A 17614-nucleotide genomic window follows, 5' to 3' on the forward strand; every position below is an offset into this window, starting at 1 on the left:
CTGATCGAAGGAGCTCTCGGTGGGATTCACGCGGCGCACGTTCCTGCAAGCGGCGACGGCGGCGGGGCTGACAGGAGTCGTCGCGGGCGGGGAGGCCACGCTCGCCCACGCGGCGCCCGCGGCCGGCGGCCCGGGCGACGTGGTCGGCAAGGTGACCGTGGGGTATCAGGGCTGGTTCGCCTGCAAGGGCGACGGCGCCCCGATCGACGGCTGGTGGCACTGGGCGCGGAACTGGGGAGAGACCCCCTCCCCGTCCAACCACGCCATCGTCGCCTGGCCGGATGTCCGTGAGTACCCGGCCACGTACCGGACCGCCTTCGGCAACCTCGGCAACGGGCAGCCGGCCTCGCTGTTCTCGTCCTACGACCAGTCCACCGTCGACACCCACTTCCGGTGGATGAAGCAGTACGGCATCGACGCCGCGGCCCTCCAGCGGTTCAACCCCACCGGCGGCGAAGGGCCGACGCGCGACGCGATGGCGAGCAAGGTACGCGCCGCGGCGGAGGCCGAGGGCGTCAAGTTCTACATCATGTACGACGTGTCCGACTGGACATCCATGCAGACGGGCATCAAGGCCGACTGGACCGCCAAGATGCGTGCGCACACCGATTCCTCCGCCTACGCCCGGCAGAACGGCAAACCGGTGGTGTGCATATGGGGGTTCGGCTTCAACGACGCCCAGCGGCCGTTCACCCCGGAAGCCTGTCTGGACGTGCTGAACTGGTTCAAGGACCAGGGCTGCTACGTCATCGGCGGGGTTCCGACCTGGTGGCGGACGGGCGACCGGGACTCCCGGCCGGGCTTCAGCGACGTCTACCACGCCTTCGACATGCTCTCGCCGTGGCTGGTCGGCCGGATCGGCAACGCCGGTGACGCCGACAACTTCTACAACGCCGCCACCGTGCCCGACCTCGCCGAGTGCACCGCGCACGGCATCGACTACCAGCCGTGCGTCCTGCCCGGCGGGGTCACCGAACGCCAGCGTGCCCACGGCGACTTCATGTGGCGGCAGTTCTACAACATGGGCCGGGCAGGGGTGCCCAGCGTCTACATCTCCATGTTCGACGAGTACAACGAGGGCAACCAGATCGCCAAGACCGCGGAGTCCCGGGACTGGGTGCCCACCGGGTCGGGCTTCCTCGCGCTCGACGAGGACGGCACCGCCTGCTCGTCCGACTACTACCTCCGGCTGACCGGCGACGGCGGCCGCATGCTCAAGGGCCGGCTCCCCGTCACCGCCACCCGGCCCACCCCACCGCTCGTCGGCGGCAACGGCAACCAGCCGCCGACCGCCCCCGGCAATCCGCACGCCACCACCGTCACCGACACCACCGTCGCGCTGGCCTGGACCGCCTCGACGGACGACTCCGGTGTGACGGGGTACCGCGTGCGCCGGATCACCGGTGACACGGCCACCCCCGTGGGCACCGCTCCGGGGAACACCACCACGTACACGGTGAGCGGCCTCTCCCCCTCGACCTCGTACACCTTCGACGTCCAGGCGCTCGACTCCGCGGGCTCCGTGTCCGCGGCCTCGGCCCGGGTCACCGTCACCACTGCGGCCGGCGGCGTCACCCCCACCGGCGACCTGGCGCTGCGCCGGCCGGTCTCGGAGAGCAGTCACACCCAGACGTACGGCGCGAGCAACGCCGTGGACGGCGATCCGGGCACGTACTGGGAGAGCGCCAACCACGCCTTCCCGCAGTGGCTCCAGGTCGACCTGGGCGCCACCACGGGCGTCGGTCGCGTCGTTCTCGCCCTGCCGCCGTCCACCAGCTGGGGCGCGCGCACGCAGACCGTCACCGTCCAGGGCAGCACCGACGGCGTCTCCTTCTCCGTGCTGCGCGGCAGCACGGACTGCTCCTTCGACCCGCTCACCGGGAACACCGCCACTCTGGCCCTCCCCGCCTCCACGACCACCCGCCATCTGCGGCTCGTCTTCACCGCCAACACGGGCTGGCCCGCGGGCCAGATCGCGCAGCTCCAGGTGTACGGCGCCTGACCCCGGCAGCGGCTGTCGGCCCCGGGACCTTCATGGGTCCCGGGGCCGACCGGCCATGGGCAGGGCACCGTCAGACGCGGTCGGCCGCGATGAGGACGTACTGGAAGGATCCGTCCTGGTAGGAATTGATGAACGCATCCTCGATCCCCGTGACCAGTGAGGATGTGGCCCGCAGTTCCCAGTAGGGCAGGGTCTCAGGGGTAAGGTCGATCACGGCCTGCGGCACGAGGCGGTTGTCGGCCATGGCGCGCAGGTACTCTCGGCGCGAGTGGATGTTGCACTCGAAGTGCGCGTTGATCTGCGAGACCCACTTCGACGGCTGGCCATAGCGGGGGTTCCAGCAGCCGGTGATGGTCACGTAGCGGCCGCCGACCTGCAGGACGCGGGCGTGCTCGGCGAAGAGGTCGCCCAGGTCCACGTACATGCTCGACTCGTTGTTCCACGAGGCCGCGGCGGAGCCGGTCTCGAAGGGTGTGGAAAGCATGTTGCAGACGGTGGCGCGGACGTGGTTGTCGATGCCCAGCTCCGCGGCGCGTCCGTTGGCGAAGTCGGCCTGCTTGGCGGACAGGGTCACGCCTTCCACCGAACAGCCGAAGCGCTGGTGCGCCATCACCATCGTGCCGCCACGGCCGCAGCCCGCGTCCACGAGGGTGTCGTCGCGGCCGATGTTACCGAGGTGCCCCAGGAGGACATCGGCCTGTGCTGACTCCAGCCGGTGGAGTTCGGCGATCAGCTTGCTCTCGCTCTCCTTGTCCTCCGGGCCACCGAGTGCGGCGGAGTCGACCTCACCGATGCCGTAGTGGTGGTGGTAGAGGCCGTCGACATCGCCGAGGCGCAGGTTCACGGGTCGGGCCTCGCCGTCCCAGTAGCGGGCGATGTCTCCCTGGTAGGGAGTCGCCGGGCCGGGAATGCGCAGTGCGGAGGGGGCGGTGGCGAATTCGGTGCTGGTCACAGATGGTTCCTTTTCTCTTACCAGAAGTCGGGCAGGCTGTAGCGGTAGGTGTTGGACTGATGCCAGTGGTGGTTGCCGTCGACCCAGGCGGCGACGCCCCGCAGGAAGCGCCCCACGCTCGGGACGGGACAGGCGGCGGCCAGCGCCGCGGCCTCGGTCTCGAATTCGTGCATCAGCTCGTTGTGGATTTCGACCGACTTGAGGTAGGCGTCCTTGTCGGACACGCCTTCGCGTTCGGCGATCACGACGGGCAGGTTCAGATGCCGTCCCGGGGCGTCGAGTTCCTTGGTGTACGAGTAGAGGTCGTTCACGATCGTCGTGGCGTTGGAGGCCAGGGCGATGACCTTCTGCAGATCGGCCTGGGCGTGCAGGTCGGCCGGGAGTTCGTAGCCGCCGACGGTGTCGGTGATGGTGGGACAGGGCCGGAAGTTGTTGAACTGGCGCATCGCCAGGTACTCCCAGACTTCCGGAACGTGATCCTGCTGGGCCCAGGCCGCTTCGGCGAGGTACCCCAGATGCAGTCGCGCCATGTCGTGGCGGAGCCGGTCGGCCTGGGAGGGCCCGGCGGCGCGGACGAAGTAGTCCATGGCGGAGCGGTAGGCGCGCCGAGGGGCGTCCGCGTGGAGGGAGGCCGCCCATTCCGGCTGGTACTCCCGCGCGGTGTACAGGGGGTCGAGTGCGGTGTGCGCGAGCAGAAGCCGTTCGCCGAGGCCGATGGGTGATCCGCCGTGGTCCTCGCAGTAGCAGTCGTCCACGGCGTTTTCGGCGACCATGAGGCGGGTGGCGAGCATCAGGTGGTCGACGGTGGGTGCGTCCGGGTGGCACCCGACCATGTAGCGGCCCACGGAGAAGCCGTCGAACTGCTCTTCCCATTCCTCGGGATACAGGGAGACCTCGTCCAGTGCCCATGCCTTGATCCTGCGGCTGACCTCGTCGACGCGGTCCGGGTCGGGCTCGGGGATCGGGTGTTGGTAGAGGCCCGGGATGGGCCGGCCGTTCTCCGCGGCCACCCGTGCTGGAGGTTCCTCGCGGGGAGTCAGCCGCAGACCGGCCGTGCCCAGGCCATGTGGCCCGCGCAGCAGTCGCTCCAGTTGCAGGCTCGGCCCGGTTGCCCCGATTGCCCCGGTGGCCGGTGGGGCGGTCGGCGGCAGAGAGGTCGGTGACGGGCCGAAGGGGAGGTGGGCCGGCAGGGGCGGCGGTGTGTGCGCGCCGGGCGATGTGCCGACGGCGGCGCCGGTCTCCTGGGCGCGAGCCGCGACCGGGCCGATTACGGTCGCCCCGAAGCGGATGACGGCTTCCGGCGTGCTCGGCCACGGAGGCGGCAGCTCGGGCACGGGCATGCGTGACTCCTTGGTGAGGTGGGGTGTTCGACGGCGTCCGGCACACGGTCCGGTTCACGGTGTTGCGCCGCGACCATTACCTGGGCCAGTGGGCGATCTGTACGTTCTCCAGCACGCCGACCGCGTCGGGCACGAGGATGGCGGCGGAGTAGTAGGTGCTGACGAGGTAGGAGATGATTGCCTTCTCGTCGATGCCCATGAAGCGGACCGAGAGGCCCGGTTCGTACTCGTCCGGCAGGCCGGTCTGCCGCAGGCCGATGACGCCCTGGTTCTCCTCACCGGTACGCATGGCGAGGATAGAACTGGTCTTCTCCGGAGTGATGGGGATCTTGCCGCAGGGCAGGATCGGCACACCGCGCCAGGCGGGGACCTGCTGGCCGCCGAGGTCGGTGTGGTCCGGGTAGAGGCCGCGCGCGTTGAACTCCCGCCCCATCGCCGCGATGGTCCGGGGGTGCGCGAGGAAGAACTTGGTGCCCCGGCGGCGGCAGAGCAGCTCGTCCAGGTCGTCCGGGGTCGGCCGGCCGGAGTGCGGCTGGATCCGCTGCTTGAAGTCGGCGTTGTGGAGGAGACCGAACTCCCGGTTGTTGATCAGTTCGTGCTCCTGGCGCTCGCGCAGCGCCTCGATGGTGAGCCTGAGCTGTTCCTCGGTCTGGTTCATCGGACCGTTGTAGAGGTCGGCGACCCTGGTGTGGACCCGGAGAATGGTCTGGGCGACCGAGAGCTCGTACTCGCGCGGCTTCAGCTCGTAGTCGGCGAATGCTCCGGGCAGTTCTTGCTCGCCGACGTGGCCGGCCGACATCGCGATCTCGGCTTCACCTCGGTGGTTCTGCCGCTGCCGCGAGCGTGCGGTGAACTCAGCGAGGTGGGCCCGGAGCTCTGGCGAGGCCGACACGATGCCCGCGAAGTCGCCTCGGGACAGGGTGAGCACCGTCCCGGCGGTCTCGGCGGTGGCGGTCTGCGTCCACCGGGCGTCGTCGTCCTGCAGGACGTGCTCCCCGAAGTGGTCTCCGTCCGCCAGGACGTCCAGGGTGACTTCGTCGCCGTAGTTGCCGACGGAGGTCTGACCGATTCGGCCGTGCGCGACCAGGTGGAGCCGGTCCGCGGCCTCGCCCTGCTCGACCAGTGTCTCCCCTGCCCGGAAGTCACGCTGTACGCACCGGTCAGCGATGGCGGCCAGCACCTCGACGTCGTCGAAGTCCCGCAACAGGGCCAGTTCGCCAAGCTCCTGGGGGATGACCCGGACCGTGGCCCCTTCCTGGACGAACTCCACCCGTCCGTCGCCCACCGTGAAGGACAGCCGCCGGTTGACCCGGTAGGCACCGCCCTTGGTCTCGACCCAGGGAAGCATTCGCAGCAGCCACCGGGAGGTGATCTCCTGCATCTGCGGGGCGGACTTCGTCGTGCTGGCGAGGTTGCGGGCGGCGGCCGTCCCCAGACTGGACTGCCGGGGCACTTCCAGCCGTGCTTCCGAGTTCGAGTCGACAGTCATCGGGCAAGCTCCTTATCGATGTGGCGAGGACGTGCATCAGCGGACGCGACCGTTCGTATGGACAAACACGCGAGGAAGGGCGCTGATAAGGAGAAGAGATCCCCTCCAGGTCCACAGGCACGCTAAGGGCCCTTTCACTCACCGGACCAAGGGAATCCGCCGGCATTCGCTCGATACGGTGATCACACCCAAAGGGTGTTTGCCCATGCGCCGATGAATTTGAGCCGTGCTCGGGAGCGTGCCCTCCGACGGGTCTGCGGGTCGCGATGCCCGGCGCCGCGGAAGCACTACGAGATTCGGCCTGCCGGGGCAGGCCGACGGCAGCAGTTACGCGCGAGACGAAGTATGGCGTTTCACAAAGCGAAAGCTCCGCACGCCCGCGCCTCGGCCCGGCAGTAGATCCCCGCCGGTGCGGGGCGAGCTTCTAGCTCAATGCCGAGCCGGTCCGACACCGGGACGCCGGGCTGTCTCGCGCAGGCCCTCGGCGAGGGCTGTGGCCAGGCGGTCAGGGAGAAAGGGCCGCCTGGGCGGTGGCCTGGCGCTCGACTCCCTCGGGTGAGCGGGAGCGAAGGACCTCGACCTGTCCAGGGTGTGGCATCCAGACACCTCCTGAACGCCACGCCACCAGCAGCAAGCCTTGAGCCACTGGTATCGGGTCTAGGCGTGGCTGAGCAGTACGGAGCCCTTGGGGTAGGTGGCACTGCCGCCCACGTTCGCCACCTGGATGAGGACGGGGGTGCCCTCCTTGATGTTGCCGGTCTTCCACGATGTGCAGTACGGCGAGGTGTGGCCGCGGGTGGTGGCCGTGCGGTCCCAGGTGCCGTCCCGGCCGATGTCCAGCTTCACCTCGACGCTCCAGCCGTCCGCGGTGGTGTCGCAGGCGCGAATGGAGTCGCCGGGGGCGGAGCCGTACGGGTCCGCGTTCCACTCCCCGTAGCCGCCGAAGACCGCGTCGACGGTCCGTGGCGCGGCGTGTGCCGTCGTCTGCACGGTGACCACGAGCCCGAAGGCCATCGCCGCGGTCACCACGATCCGTCCCGCACCGGATCTCGCCATGCCTGCTCCCTCCATCACCCGGTCACGGTCTCCACCGGGAATCTACAGGTACATGGCAGGTGCACACCATCATGAGCGCCCCATGACCACGGCCCCCGTTCCCCGGTGTGTACCGGGTACGGGGGCCGTGGTCGTATTGCGGACGTCGCGCCGCGGTCAGCGGATGGGCATGCCCGACAGGGTGCGGGCGATGACCAGACGCTGGATCTCGCTGGTGCCCTCGAAGATCGTGTAGATCGCGGCGTCCCGGTGCATGCGCTCCACCGGGTACTCCCGCGTGAAGCCGTTGCCGCCGAGGATCTGGATGGCCTGGGCGGTGACCTTCTTGGCCGTCTCGCTCGCGTACAGCTTGGACATGGAGCCCTCGGCCGACTCGAACGGCTTGCCGGCGGTGGCCATCCAGGAGGCGCGCCAGACCAGCAGCCGGGCCGCGTCGATCTGGGTCCGCATGTCGGCGAGCTGGAAGGCGACGCCCTGGTTGTCGATGATCGGGCGGCCGAACTGGGTGCGCGTCTTCGCGTAGTCGAGCGCCACTTCGTACGCGGCCCGGGCGGTGCCGACCGCCATCGCGCCGACGGCCGGGCGGGACGCCTCGAAGGTGGCCATCGCGGCGTTCTTCACGCGCTCGCCACCGGTGGCGGCGCGCTCGCGGGCGCGGGCGAGGCGCTGGTCCAGCTTCTCCTTGCCGCCGAGCAGGCAGTGGCCCGGGACCCGCACGTCCTCCAGGACGACCTCGGCGGTGTGCGAGGCGCGGATGCCGTGCTTCTTGAACTTCTGGCCCTGGGAGAGGCCGGGGGTGTCCGGCGGCACGATGAAGGAGGCGTGCCCCTTGGAGCCGAGCTCGGGGTCGACGACCGCGACCACCACGTGGACGTTGGCGATGCCGCCGTTGGTCGCCCAGGTCTTGGTGCCGTTGAGCACCCACTCGTCCTTGGCCTGGTCGTAGACCGCGCGGGTGCGCATCGAGGCGACGTCGGAACCGGCGTCGGGCTCGGAGGAGCAGAAGGCCGCGACCTTCACGTCGTCGGCGTCCCCGTACATCTGCGGGATCCAGGTGCCGATCTGCTCCTCGGTGCCGTTGGCGAGGACACCGACGGCCGCCAGGCCCGTACCGACGATCGACAGGGCGATGCCGGCGTCGCCCCAGAACAGCTCCTCCATGGCCATCGGGATGCCGAGCCCCGTAGGATCGAAGAACTGCTGGGCGTAGAAGTCGAGGGAGTAGATCCCGACCTTGGCCGCCTCCTGGATGACGGGCCAGGGCGTCTCCTCACGCTCGTCCCACTCCGAGGCGGCCGGACGGATCACGTCCGCGGCGAAGCCGTGGAGCCAGTCACGGACCTGCTTCTGGTCATCGTTGAGCTCAAGCGTGAACTCGGCCATGTTCCCCTCCACGTGCTGCCGTCGAAACGCCTTGTTACTTGCGGTAACAACAGTCTGTTACTGGCAAGTAGCCTGTGTCAACCGCGTGAGACGCCATCCGCACCCCGCCGGACAGGGTGTTACGTTGCGCAGGCACGACGGACAGGCACGGCCAGGGGTGGGAGAGACGACATGGAGACCACACGACAGGCCGAGCGCCAGCGGACCACGGCCGAGCGCCGCCGCCGAGAGCTGCTCGACGCCGCCGACCGCGTGGTGCTCAGGGACGGCCCCGGGGCCTCGATGAACGCCATCGCGGCGGAGGCGGGCATCACGAAGCCGATCCTCTACCGGCATTTCGGCGACAAGGGCGGGCTCTACCGGGCCCTCGCCAAACGGCACACCGACGCCCTTCTGAGCGCCCTGCGTGCCGCGCTCGACGCCCCGGCCGAGCGGCGTGCCCGGGTCGAGTCGACGCTCGACACCTACCTCGCGGCGATCGAGGCCCGCCCGCAGGTGTACCGCTTCCTGATGCACCCGTCCGACGACGCGACCCCTTCCCCCGAGCAGGGCTTCGACGTGGGCCGGCACTCCGCACCGCTGCTGCGCCGGCTCGGCGAGGAGCTGGCGATGGTGATCGCGGAGCGGGTGGACCTCGGCCCGGACAGCGAGGCGATGGCCCGGATCTGGGGGCACGGCATCGTCGGCATGATGCACGCGGCCGGCGACTGGTGGCTCGGCGAACGCCCTTGCTCGCGCGAGCAGTTGGTCCGCAGCCTGGCCGATCTGCTCTGGGGCAGACTGGCCGAGGCGGGCGACCGCGCGGACGGGCCCGGCTTCTGACGGACCGCCGGCCGGTCAGCCGTTACGCGCCCACGGCGCCCGGCGGGCCGCACGCAGCACCCGGGCCCGGCGCAGCCCGGTCAGCCGGTCGGTGTAGACCCGGCCCTCCAGGTGGTCGCACTCGTGCTGGAGGCAGCGGGCGAAGAATCCGGTGCCGGCGACGCGGACCGGCTCGCCGGTCATCGTGACGCCCTCGACCACCGCATGGTCGAAGCGCGGGGTGCCGGCCTCAAGCCCGGGGAGCGAGAGGCAGCCCTCGGAGCCGCGCACCGTGATCCCGTCCGCCTCCACCAGGACCGGGTTCACCACATGGCCGAGGTGGCGCACGTCCTCGTCGTCGGGGCAGTCGAAGACGAACACCTGTGACGGCACACCGATCTGGTTGGCGGCGAGCCCGACGCCCCGCGCCTCGTACATCGTGGCGAACATGTCCTCGACCAGCCGGGCGAGCGAGGGGCCGAACTCCGTGACCGGTTCGCACGGCGCGTGCAGGACGGGATCGCCGAGCAGGCTCATGGTGCGGACGATTCCGGAGCTGCCGGGGATCGGGCGGTTGCGCATGGCGGTCATCGTACGTTCCACGGGGTGGCGCCGGGACGCCGGACGGGACACCCGGGGCCGCGTCAACCCCTTGGCGGCGCTCACATAAATGGCGTTCACATATCCGATCACGGAACATATGCCTGACCATTGACGTGCCCATGGCGTCACTCTACGGTCGACGGAAAGCGCTTGCACCACACCGGGCGGCAGTCCGTCCGGTGCACTCCCCCCACCTGGAGTCGAAGATGCAGCTCAAGCCCGTCCTCGCATGTGCCGGCCTGCTGGCCGGTTCGCTCGCCGTCCTGGGCACCGCCGCACAGGCCGCCCCTGGCCAAGAAAACGCTTCCCCCAAAGCCGCCGCGCTCTACGTGGCGCCGGGCGGTACCGCCGACGCCGCCGGTACCGCGTCGGACCCCACCACACTCGCCTCGGCGGTCAGCCGGGTGAACTCCGGCGGCACGATCTACCTGCGCGGCGGCACGTACCACTACGGGCAGACCGTCACCATCCCGCCGGGCAACGACGGCACATCGGGTGCCCGCACCACCATGGCCGCCTACCCGGGCGAGCAACCGGTGCTGAACTTCTCGGAGATGAGCGAGAACTCCGCCAACCGCGGGCTCGCGGTGAACGGCGACTACTGGCACATCGACGGTCTCACCGTCGAGTACGCCGGCGACAACGGCATCTTCGTCGGCGGCAGCGACAACGTCATCGAGCACGTCGTGACCCGCTTCAACCACGACTCGGGGCTCCAGATCTCCCGGATCTCCTCCGACACCCCCGACGACGAGTGGCCCGCGAACAACCTCGTCCTCAGCTCCGAGTCCCACGACAACGCGGACTCCGACGGCGAGGACGCGGACGGGTTCGCCGCCAAGCTCACCGCGGGCCCGGGCAACGTCTTCCGCTACACCGTCTCGCACAACAACATCGATGACGGCTGGGACCTCTACACCAAGACGGCGACCGGCCCCATCGGCCCCGTGACCATCGAGGACTCCCTGAGCTACGACAACGGCACCCTGTCCGACGGGACCGTGAACAAGAACGGCGACCGCAACGGCTTCAAGCTGGGCGGTGACAAGATCGAGGTCGACCACATCGTGCGGCGGAACATCGCCTACCACAACGGCCACCACGGCTTCACGTACAACAGCAACCCCGGCTCGATGACCGTGTCCGACAATGTGGGCATCGACAACGAGGAGCGCAACTTCTCCTTCGACAAGGGCACTTCGGTGTTCCGGGGCAACACCTCCTGCCGCAGCGGTGACGGCTCCAACGACAAGACCGTCGGCGACGCGGACGGCTCCAACCAGTTCTGGACCGGCTCGAACGGCTCGCGTTGCTCCGCGTACGACGGGGCCCTGGACTGGTCGTTCGCCTCCGACGGCCGCCTGGTCGTCTCCTTCGGCGGGACCGTGGTCACTCCGTAACCGCGGCCGGCGGTGCCGGGGGCGGGCGGCCCCCGGCACCGCTGTCGTCTCACTCCTCCCGCAAGCTCGTCACCAGGTCGCGCGGCAGCCCGTGGGTGTCGTGGAGGTAGTGCAGGTCCTCCTCCGTCAGCGTCCCCCGGAACCGGGGCCGGGCCAGCACCCGCCGGCCGCGCTCCAGGAGCCGGACGAACCGGCGCTCCTCGTCGGCCAGCACCCGCGGCACCTCGCCGGGGTCCACGTCCTGCCGGAAGTGGTCCAGGGTGTGCCGGACCAGCTCGGGCGGCAGATCGCCGAGCGTGCGCGAGGGGTCGCCCTGCCGGAGCACGGTCAGGGCGCGTCGCAGCAGGCGGCGCAGCACGTAACCGCGTCCGGTGGCGGCCGGGCGGACCCCGTCGCCGATGACGACGACGGCGGAGCGCAGATGATCGCAGACCAGCCGCAACGAAGCCTCGTCCAGCGGCCAAAGGGCCGGTACGAGCCGGCGCCAGGGGTCGAAGACATCGCACTCGAACACCGAGGGTCTGCCCTGGAGCAGCGAGGCCAGCCGCTCCAGACCGAGCCCGGTGTCGACATTGCGCTGCGGCAGCGGCACCAGCGAGCCGTCGTCCAGCCTGCGGTGGCTCATCGTGACGTGGTTCCACACCTCCACCCAGCGGTCGTCCCCGGTGGGCGTGGACACGGGCGGCCCCTCGCCGCTCCACAGGAAGACCTCCGAGTCCGGGCCGCACGGCCCGGCCGGCCCGTTGGACCACCAGTTGTCCTCGACGGTCTGCTCCACGGGCACACCGAGCTCCTGCCAGCTGCGCAGCGAGGCGGTGTCGCGCCCGGTGTGCTCGTCCCCGGCGTACACCGTGGCGTACAGCCGGCCGGGGTCGATGCCCAGGCCCTCGGTGAGCAGCCCGTATCCCCACTCCAGGCTGCGCGGGCCCTCGTAGTCGCCCAGCGACCAGCTGCCGAGCATCTCGAAGACGGTGAGATGAGTGGCGTCGCCGACCTCGTCCAGGTCAGTGGTGCGCAGACAGCGCTGCCGGTTGACCAGCCGGCTGCCCAGCGGATGCGGACGGCCCTCCAGATACGGGGTGAGGGGATGCATCCCCGAGGTGGTGAAGAGCACCGGGTCGCCGGGCGGCGGCAGCAGGGTCGAGCCGGTGATGCGGCGGTGGCCGCGCTCCTCGAAGTATTCCAGGAAGGTACGGGCGAGCTGTTCGGTGTCCATGGGGACGGCTCCTTCGCGGGTGGCGGGGAGGCGCCGGAGAACGGGCCGTTCGGTCACCCGGCCGGGGAGGAATCACCACGGCGACCACCGACGGACCGTTTCCGGTCGCCGGGGGAGGGGAAAGTCAGACGGCGGCAACCGGCGAGCTGGTCGCTCGCGCGGTCGCGGTGGTGGTGATGCCGTTGACGTCCATACGCCGAAGGTAACGCGCCCCCGGCCGCCCGTGCACCCGGATTCCGTCGCCGGCGGCCCCCGGAGAACGCGACGGCCCGCTCACGCGTCCTCCATTCCACGGGAAGTCCACGGGAAGTCCACGTGCCGGACGGTGCCGCCGTACGGTCATAGTGCCGGACATCGATAGGCTGGGCGGCGGACCGATGCAAGGAGGATCTAGGACGATGGCAGGCAACACGGAGCCGTTGTCGCCGCGGGCCAAGCTGGCCGTGACGGCGGGCAAGGCCGCTGCGGCGGTGTCGCGGGCGGCCGGGCGGGGCAGCGGATCGGTGATCGGCGGCCGGGTGGCGCTCAAGCTCGACCCCGACCTGCTCGGGCGGCTGGCGCAGCATCTGGACGTGATCCTCGTCTCGGCGACGAACGGCAAGACGACCACCACCCGGCTGATCGCCGAGGCGCTGCGCGCCGCGGGCCCGGTCGTATCGAACGCGCTCGGCGCCAACATGCCCGCGGGCATCACGTCGGCGCTGGCCGGCGGGTCCGACGCGCAGTACGGCGTGATCGAGGTCGATGAGAAGTACCTCGCCGGGGTGGCCCGGGACACGACGCCCAAGGTGATCGCGCTCCTCAACCTCTCGCGCGACCAGCTGGACCGGGCCGCGGAGACGCGGATGCTGGCCGAGAAGTGGCGCGAGGGTCTTTCCGGCTCCAAGGCCGTGATCGTCGCCAACGCCGACGACCCGCTGATCGTCTGGGCGGCCTCCTCCTCCCCCAACGTGGTGTGGGTCGCGGCCGGCCAGGCGTGGAAGGACGACGCCTGGTCCTGCCCGTCCTGCGGCGGGGTCATGCAGCGCCCCGGCGACGACTGGTTCTGCGGCGAGTGCGGTTTCCGGCGGCCGCCGCCGAGCTGGGTGCTGCACGGCGACTACGTACTCGACCCGCACGGTTCGGCGTGGCCGATCCACCTCCAGCTCCCCGGCCGCGCCAACAAGGCCAACGCCACCAGCTCGGCGGCCGTCGCCGCGGTCTTCGGGGTGCCGCCGCAGGTGGCCCTGGAGCGCATGTACCAGGTGCAGGCCATCGCCGGCCGCTACGACGTGGTGAACTTCCTCGGCCGTGAGCTGCGGCTGCTGCTGGCGAAGAACCCGGCGGGCTGGCTGGAGACGTTCTCGCTGATCGACCCGCCGCCGACCCCGGTGATCCTCTCCGTGAACGCGCGCGGCGCGGACGGCACGGACACCTCGTGGCTGTGGGACGTCGACTACACCCAGCTCGCGGGCCACCCGATCTTCGTGCTCGGCGACCGCAAGCTGGACCTCGCGGTCCGCCTCGAAGTGGCCGGGCTCGACTTCCGGGTCTGCGAGAACCTGGACGAGGCCGTCCAGCAGGCTCCGCCCGGGCGCATCGAGGTCATCGCCAACTACACCGCCTTCCAGGACCTGCGCCGCCGTGTCGGCAACTGACCCCGGCCCCGGGCCCCTCCGGAGAGGACGAAGCATGAGCAACAACAGCCTGCGGCTGGTGTGGGTGTACCCGGACCTGCTGAGCACCTACGGCGACCAGGGCAACGCCCTCGTGGTCGAGCGCCGGGCCCGGCAGCGCGGCCTGGACGTGGCGCGCGTCGACGTGCGCAGCGACCAGCCGGTGCCCACGTCGGGCGACATCTATCTGATCGGCGGCGGCGAGGACCGGCCGCAGCGGCTCGCGGCGGAGCGGCTGCGCCGCGACGGCGGGCTCAGCCGGGCGGCGGCCAACGGCGCGATCATCTTCTCGGTCTGCGCCGGCTACCAGATCCTCGGCCACGAGTTCATCAACGACCTCGGGGAGCGCGAGCAGGGTCTCGGTCTGCTGGACGTGGTGTCGACGCGCGGCGAGGGCGCGCGGTGCGTCGGCGACGTGCTGGCGGACATCGATCCGCAGCTGGGGCTTCCGCCGCTGACCGGGTTCGAGAACCACCAGGGCGTCACGCATCTCGGGCCGGCGGCGCGGCCGTTCGCCCGGGTGCGGTTCGGCCGGGGCAACGGCACGGGGGACGGCACCGAGGGCGCGTACAACGACACCGTCTTCGGCACGTACATGCACGGTCCGGTGATGGCGCGGAACCCCATGATCGCGGACCTGCTGCTGAAGCTGGCCCTCGATGTGAACGCGCTCCCGCCGACCGACGACCGGTGGTACGAGGCGCTGCGCGCGGAGCGCATCGCGGCTGCGACACAGCCCGCCTGACCAGGCGTTTTACCGGTGGTCCGATGAGTGGTGCGGGGCTCGGATGAGCAGCGTCCAGCAGGCGGACGCCCGGTTCGGTCCCGCCACTCCGCGCCGGTAGGGTGGCGGGGATCCAACCGGACGACGTGGTCCGGTCGTCGGCCCACGTTGCAAAGGTTTCCCGGGCAATGCGAATTGGTGTGCTCACCTCCGGCGGCGACTGCCCCGGCCTCAATGCCGTCATCCGGTCCGTCGTCCACCGCGCTGTGGTCGACCACGGCGACGAGGTCATCGGCTTCCACGACGGGTGGCGGGGCCTCCTGGAGTGCGACTACCGCAAGCTCGACCTGGACGCCGTGGGCGGCATCCTCGCCCGTGGCGGTACGATCCTCGGCTCCTCCCGGGTCCAGCCGGCGCATCTGCGCGGGGGCGTCGAGACGGCCCGGGGCCATGTCAAGGATCTCGGGCTCGACGCGATCATCCCGATCGGCGGCGAGGGCACCCTGAAGGCGGCGAACCTGCTCTCCGAGGCGGGGCTGCCGATCGTCGGTGTGCCGAAGACCATCGACAACGACATCGCGTCGACCGACGTCACCTTCGGCTTCGACACCGCCGTCGGTGTCGCGACCGAGGCGCTGGACCGGCTGAAGACCACCGCCGAGTCGCACCAGCGCGTCATGATCGTCGAGGTCATGGGCCGCCACACCGGCTGGATCGCCCTGCACTCCGGCATGGCGGCCGGTGCGCACGCCGTCGTCGTCCCGGAGCGCCCGTTCGACATCGACGAGCTGACCGAGGTCGTGGGCCGGCGCTTCTCGGCCGGCAAGAAGTTCGCGATCGTCGTCGTCGCGGAGGGCGCGAAGCCGCGCGAGGGCACCATGGACTTCCATGCGGGCGCCAAGGACGTCTACGGCCACGAACGCTTCACGGGCGTGGCGACCCAGCTCTCCGTCGAGCTGGAGCAGCGCCTCGGCAAGGAGGCCCGCCCGGTGATCCTGGGCCACGTCCAGCGGGGCGGCACGCCGACCGCGTACGACCGCGTCCTCGCAACCCGGTTCGGCTGGCACGCGGTGGAGGCGGCGCACCGGGGCGAGTTCGGCATGATGACGGCGCTGCGCGGCACGGACATCACGCTGGTGCCCCTCGCGCACGCGGTGGAGACCCTGAAGACGGTTCCGGCCGCCCGGTACGCCGAGGCGGAGTGCGTGCTCTGAGCCGACACCCGACACGAGACCGCCCCCGGCCGCATCCTCGGCCGGGGGCGGTTCTAGTCTAGTCGGGACAACCAGCACGAAACGGGGACGTCCCGGCGTTCCCATCGGGAGTGAACAGATGGATCACAGCGGGCACGGCATGAACATGGACCTGCCGCCGTTCACTCTGGGACGCGGGCTCCATTTCTCCGCGGACCCGTTCTTCCTGATCGGCTGCGTGCTCGCGGTGCTGCTGTACGGGTACGGGGTGCTGCGGCTGCGGCGGCGCGGGGACGAGTGGCCGGTGGGGCGCACGGTCGTGTTCGTGGCCGGTGTGCTGACGATCGCGCTGGTGATGTGCACCCGGCTCAACGACTACGGCATGGTCATGTTCAGCGTGCACATGGTGCAGCACATGGTGATCAGCATGCTGTCGCCCATCCTGCTGCTCCTCGGCGCACCGGTGACGCTCGCACTGCGCGCGCTGCCGGTCGCGCCGCGTGGCACGAAGGGGCCGCGTGAGCTGCTGCTGATGCTGTTGCACAGCCGGTACATGAAGATCGTCACGCATCCGGCGTTCACGATCCCGCTGTTCATCGCCAGCCTGTACGGCCTGTACTTCACACCGCTCTTCGACCATCTGATGGGCTCCACGACCGGGCACCTCGTGATGATGGTGCACTTCCTGGCGGTCGGCCTGTTCTTCTTCTGGCCGATCATGGGCGTCGATCCGGGACCGCACCGCCCCGGCTATGTGATGCGGATGCTGGAGCTGTTCGCCGGGATGCCGTTCCACGCGTTCTTCGGGATTGCTCTCATGATGGCCTCCACGCCGATGGTGGAGGTCTACAAGAACCCGCCGTCCTCGCTCGGCATCGAGGCGCTGTCCGACCAGAGCGCGGCGGGCGGCATCGCGTGGGCCTTCAGCGAGATCCCCTCGGTGGTGGTCCTGGTGGCGCTGGTGTTCCAGTGGTACCGCTCGGAACAGCGGACGGCGAAGCGCTCGGACCGGGCCGCGGACCGCGACGGGGACCAGGAGCTCCAGGCGTACAACGCGTATCTCGCGTCGTTGCAGGCGCGCGGACAGTAGCGGCAGACCCTCCTTTCGGGTGACGATGGTCCTGACGGCCGCGCGGCCGACGAGGAGGGTGCGCGCATGTCCGGATCCACCAAGACGATGGGAATGCTCACCGCCGGCGCCCTGGTGGCGGTGACCGCCTACACGGTCGCCCTGGGGAGCAACGGCTGGCTCTGGTTCGGCTGGGTGATCCTGGGCCTGATCACGATCGGGATGGCGGCTACGCGGGAGACATGAGTGGGCGGCCGACGGCCGCCCTTCGTCCGTTACGGGGCCGGGTCGCCGGGGCGGTCCTGCCGCCAGTCGTCCGTCATGTCCGGCAACTGCACCGGCGGCCAGGGCCGGGTGGTGGAGCGCTCCCATGCGGTGTTCCCGGTTGTCCGGGCGGGCGGTTCCGGCTTCGTTGCGCGGAGGTGAACCGGTGCATACGGTGACCGGCCGCAACCGGTTCCATCCCGCCCGCGCGGTCGGCCCGGCGACACCGGGGCACACCTGCCGTTGCGGCGTACACCTACCGGCCCGGGTGCGCGATGCGAACGCCGCAAACACTCCGGGCGGCAGTCGCCTCCCCCGTCACTCCCCGTCGGTTTCGACGCACAGGCGGCGTTGCCGCAGGGGGCGGTGCGCACCTCGTGGAGGCGCCACTCACTCACGCCGGGCACGCCGTTGCCCTGGTGGTTCACCGCCGCCCCAGGCGCCGTGGACCCTGTCACCGCAGCGGA

15 protein-coding genes are annotated in these 17614 nt (G+C 70.4%); 8 read left to right on the forward strand and 7 right to left on the reverse strand.

What is annotated here, in order from left to right; all coding sequences use genetic code 11:
- Positions 1 to 19 precede the first annotated feature (19 nt).
- Entirely contained in the window at positions 20 to 2002 is a 1983-nt protein-coding gene (locus tag OG338_RS02065) for a discoidin domain-containing protein (protein ID WP_405935679.1), read from the forward strand.
- A gap of 70 nt (positions 2003 to 2072) precedes the next feature.
- Here the strand turns inward: OG338_RS02065 and OG338_RS02070 are convergent, their stop codons facing one another.
- The 5 genes from OG338_RS02070 to OG338_RS02090 all read right to left on the reverse strand — a co-directional run bounded on the left by OG338_RS02070 (position 2073) and on the right by OG338_RS02090 (position 8222).
- On the reverse strand, positions 2073 to 2954 hold the full coding sequence (locus OG338_RS02070) for a geranyl diphosphate 2-C-methyltransferase (RefSeq protein ID WP_405935680.1): 882 nt from the start codon (positions 2952 to 2954) through the stop codon (positions 2073 to 2075).
- A 17-nt stretch (positions 2955 to 2971) separates the two neighbouring features.
- Positions 2972 to 4294 (reverse strand): family 2 encapsulin nanocompartment cargo protein terpene cyclase, encoded by a 1323-nt coding sequence (locus tag OG338_RS02075; RefSeq protein ID WP_405935681.1) that lies wholly within the window; start codon positions 4292 to 4294, stop codon positions 2972 to 2974.
- Between the two features lie 76 nt (positions 4295 to 4370).
- Positions 4371 to 5783: a family 2B encapsulin nanocompartment shell protein gene (locus tag OG338_RS02080; protein ID WP_405935682.1), complete on the reverse strand. Its 1413-nt coding sequence runs from the start codon at positions 5781 to 5783 to the stop codon at positions 4371 to 4373.
- A gap of 657 nt (positions 5784 to 6440) precedes the next feature.
- Positions 6441 to 6839 carry a hypothetical protein gene (locus OG338_RS02085; RefSeq protein ID WP_405935683.1) on the reverse strand — a complete coding sequence of 133 codons (399 nt, stop codon included), beginning with the start codon at positions 6837 to 6839 and terminating at the stop codon, positions 6441 to 6443.
- A 156-nt stretch (positions 6840 to 6995) separates the two neighbouring features.
- Complete coding sequence (locus OG338_RS02090; RefSeq protein ID WP_405935684.1) at positions 6996 to 8222, reverse strand: acyl-CoA dehydrogenase family protein; 1227 nt, start codon at positions 8220 to 8222, stop codon at positions 6996 to 6998.
- Positions 8223 to 8393: 171 nt separating this feature from the next.
- On the opposite strand from OG338_RS02090, the gene OG338_RS02095 reads away from it, so the two are divergent.
- On the forward strand, positions 8394 to 9044 hold the full coding sequence (locus OG338_RS02095; RefSeq protein ID WP_073865167.1) for a TetR family transcriptional regulator: 651 nt from the start codon (positions 8394 to 8396) through the stop codon (positions 9042 to 9044).
- Between the two features lie 15 nt (positions 9045 to 9059).
- Here the strand turns inward: OG338_RS02095 and def are convergent, their stop codons facing one another.
- Positions 9060 to 9605 carry a peptide deformylase gene (gene def, locus OG338_RS02100; RefSeq protein WP_405935685.1) on the reverse strand — a complete coding sequence of 182 codons (546 nt, stop codon included), beginning with the start codon at positions 9603 to 9605 and terminating at the stop codon, positions 9060 to 9062.
- Between the two features lie 227 nt (positions 9606 to 9832).
- Between def and OG338_RS02105 the strand changes: the two genes are divergently transcribed.
- Positions 9833 to 11026, forward strand: coding sequence for a right-handed parallel beta-helix repeat-containing protein (locus tag OG338_RS02105; RefSeq protein ID WP_405935686.1), 1194 nt, complete (start codon positions 9833 to 9835; stop codon positions 11024 to 11026).
- 49 nt (positions 11027 to 11075) lie between these two features.
- On the opposite strand, the gene OG338_RS02110 is transcribed toward OG338_RS02105, so the two are convergent.
- Positions 11076 to 12242 carry an alanine--tRNA ligase-related protein gene (locus OG338_RS02110; protein ID WP_405935687.1) on the reverse strand — a complete coding sequence of 389 codons (1167 nt, stop codon included), beginning with the start codon at positions 12240 to 12242 and terminating at the stop codon, positions 11076 to 11078.
- Between the two features lie 398 nt (positions 12243 to 12640).
- On the opposite strand from OG338_RS02110, the gene OG338_RS02115 reads away from it, so the two are divergent.
- From OG338_RS02115 to OG338_RS02135, 5 genes are all read left to right on the forward strand, one after another.
- Positions 12641 to 13879, forward strand: a complete 1239-nt coding sequence (locus OG338_RS02115; RefSeq protein ID WP_405935688.1) for a MurT ligase domain-containing protein — start codon at positions 12641 to 12643, stop codon at positions 13877 to 13879.
- A 34-nt stretch (positions 13880 to 13913) separates the two neighbouring features.
- The gene (locus OG338_RS02120; RefSeq protein WP_405935689.1) at positions 13914 to 14642 is read left to right on the forward strand and encodes a type 1 glutamine amidotransferase; all 729 of its coding nucleotides are present in this window, start codon (positions 13914 to 13916) and stop codon (positions 14640 to 14642) included.
- Between the two features lie 167 nt (positions 14643 to 14809).
- Entirely contained in the window at positions 14810 to 15835 is a 1026-nt protein-coding gene (locus OG338_RS02125) for a 6-phosphofructokinase (protein ID WP_405935690.1), read from the forward strand.
- A gap of 118 nt (positions 15836 to 15953) precedes the next feature.
- Positions 15954 to 16904, forward strand: coding sequence for a cytochrome c oxidase assembly protein (locus OG338_RS02130; RefSeq protein WP_405935691.1), 951 nt, complete (start codon positions 15954 to 15956; stop codon positions 16902 to 16904).
- A gap of 66 nt (positions 16905 to 16970) precedes the next feature.
- A complete protein-coding gene (locus OG338_RS02135) occupies positions 16971 to 17129 on the forward strand; it encodes a hypothetical protein (RefSeq protein WP_185992839.1) in 159 nt (52 codons plus the stop codon).
- The last annotated feature ends 485 nt before the right edge of the window (positions 17130 to 17614 follow it).

The sequence above is a fragment of the Streptomyces sp. NBC_00726 genome (genome assembly GCF_045161735.1).
Taxonomy (GTDB): domain Bacteria; phylum Actinomycetota; class Actinomycetes; order Streptomycetales; family Streptomycetaceae; genus Streptomyces.